The organism is Oleiphilus sp. HI0132 (genome assembly GCF_001635845.1).
Map to the genome: position 1 here is coordinate 1 of NZ_LWGJ01000432.1, position 1193 is coordinate 1193.

A 1193-nucleotide genomic window follows, 5' to 3' on the forward strand; every position below is an offset into this window, starting at 1 on the left:
ATACTCCCTCTATTATTGATACTTCCACCCCTAATAACTCCGGCATTCAAATTGAATACGATGTTGTCGACAGCCAAGGCAACATCGTAAGCAAGTGTGTAAGTGCCGGCAGTGTCAGAATCGACGTTTCCACTGATCATAATGTTGGCGCTGATATCTCCATCACGGTTATCGATAGCGGTAGCGCCTTCTTCATTATAAGTCGAAAGCTGTTCAACATAAGTAGGGTCGTCACCAATAAGAGTGATCACTGGTGCAGTAGTATCTTCTTCGATGACGTATACAGTTCGGATAACTGTTGTCGCGTTGTTGCCTTGGCTGTCGACAACATCGTATTCAATTTGAATGCCGGAGTTATTAGGGGTGGAAGTATCAATAATAGAGGGAGTATCAAGGACGTTTGGTCTAGTGATAACATCGACACTAATGTCACCGTCCTCTGGGTCTATCGCAACGAAGCCAGGCTCTGCATAGGTATCGCCGACCAAGAGGGTGACATCAGTTGAACCAGGTGACGTTTCACTAAGTGTAATAACCGGCTTAAGGTCAACACCTGACTCGTTTGCTTGAAGCTGAATCGGGGAGCCAGCAACAAAATTGGTAAACTGGAAGCAACCATCCACATCGGTGCTTGTGGTTATATCCGATTGTGCTGTTTGGCTGAGAAGTAGGTCTGCTTCGATTGCTACACCATTCTTTTCGATACAGCCTGTGATACCGAAAGGTATGACACCTGTTTCAATCGCGTAAATTAGGCCTGTTGTTTGGTCAGCGTGCCAAATTAGTTCCCCGTCCCAGCTTAAGCCCTTGGGGTTTGAGCCTGTGTTTCAAAAAAACCGACCACGCTACCGTCAGTGGGGTCAACCCGAAATATCTTTTGTTCTTGTTGGTCTGCTACCCACAAGTCGCGACCATCCCAGGTAATACCGAAAGGACGAGCATTGGTGACAGAAGGGTTAGACTGATAAGAAGGTAGTGTTGAAGGGCCGGGTAATGATAGAAGTAGCGCGCCATCTTCAGGGCGAACCTTATTAATAGTGTTAGTTTGCCAGTCAACTATCCAGAAGCTATGTCCGTCATAAGTCATGTCGGTTGGTGATGGAAACTCGAGCTCTGATAGTGCATTTTCGGATTCGAGGTTATCTCCATCAACAGGGTCGATTTTTATAATGTTGTCTGTAATAGGGCTGGCA

The 1193-nt window shown here is 46.2% G+C and carries 1 protein-coding gene and 1 pseudogene; both read right to left on the bottom strand.

What is annotated here, in order from left to right; translation table 11 throughout:
• Positions 1-623 (bottom strand): immunoglobulin-like domain-containing protein (locus A3766_RS05240; RefSeq protein ID WP_156508709.1); only part of this gene is annotated, 623 nt, incomplete at its 3' end.
• 176 nt (positions 624-799) lie between these two features.
• Positions 800-1193 (bottom strand): annotated as a pseudogene (locus A3766_RS30450) (hypothetical protein); the annotation flags it as partial.